We start from the raw sequence: 885 nt of genomic DNA on the forward strand, positions 1-885 counted from the left end.
CACCGTACGTACGGGTCTCGTATACGGCGCTACATTTATATGTTAATACAACCTATCTTAGATAGTATGCGAGGGGATTGACCAAACCAGGTCTTTCCTCTTTTCTTATGGCTAGAATATCCGCATTAAGTAAGAAGTTAACTACATTCCCATTTGCTTGTCTATATAGTCCAAGCCTTGTATTCGCTACCGAATAGATTTGCTCATCACTGAAGTGATAAGGCAATTTCTCATTCAACTTTTGTAGATTTTTATATATCCTCGATGGTGTTTTCCACTGTTTCAGGATAATGACCCTTATTTTATGTCTCAACCATTGACCAAATTCATCTATGAAGTTCTTCATTCTTCCAATTCGGAAGTAGTTTATCCATCCATTGACGATTTGATTTATCCTAGTGAATGTTTTTGTGTTGGTCTGTGCAACACATTTCTTTCGGATGAGTTCCTTTCGACATTTGTCATACAGGTTTTTCTTACTCTTCTTTGTAGGAATACATTCCCATCTTGATGAGTTCTTCCAATATGTAAAACCTAGAAATTGACTATTCGTTGGTCTTACTATCTTTGTTTTGGTTGCACTGACCTTTAGAAATAATTTTCTCTCTAGCCATGATGTGACTGACTTCATCACTCGATTTGCTGCCATCTCGCTTTTAACGAAGATATTACTATCGTCCGCATATCTCACAAAGCATAGTCCCCTTGCTTCCAATTCCTTATCAAATTTATCTAAGTAGATATTTGATAAAATTGGACTTAGAGGTCCTCCTTATGTGGAGTTAGTTATTATGCCGAGTTAATTTAAATTACCCTTTAATAATCATATGGTTTTCTTTATTTTCTCGGCATAATACATCACAATTTAAATAGAAATATAGTTCT

At 35.3% G+C, this 885-nt stretch carries 1 protein-coding gene and 1 pseudogene; both read right to left on the reverse strand.

Annotation, left to right across the window (positions count from 1 at the left end; all coding sequences use genetic code 11):
* Positions 1 to 52: 52 nt before the first annotated feature.
* Positions 53 to 565: a group II intron maturase-specific domain-containing protein gene (locus B5E87_RS14795; RefSeq protein ID WP_342670404.1), complete on the reverse strand. Its 513-nt coding sequence runs from the start codon at positions 563 to 565 to the stop codon at positions 53 to 55.
* Positions 539 to 760, reverse strand: a pseudogene (locus tag B5E87_RS15655) (reverse transcriptase domain-containing protein); the annotation flags it as partial. The pseudogene B5E87_RS15655 and the gene B5E87_RS14795, both read right to left, overlap by 27 nt.
* Between the last annotated feature and the right edge of the window lie 125 nt (positions 761 to 885).

This window comes from Massilimicrobiota sp. An142 (assembly GCF_002160725.1).
In the GTDB taxonomy this organism is placed as follows: domain Bacteria; phylum Bacillota_I; class Bacilli_A; order Erysipelotrichales; family Coprobacillaceae; genus Allocoprobacillus; species Allocoprobacillus merdigallinarum.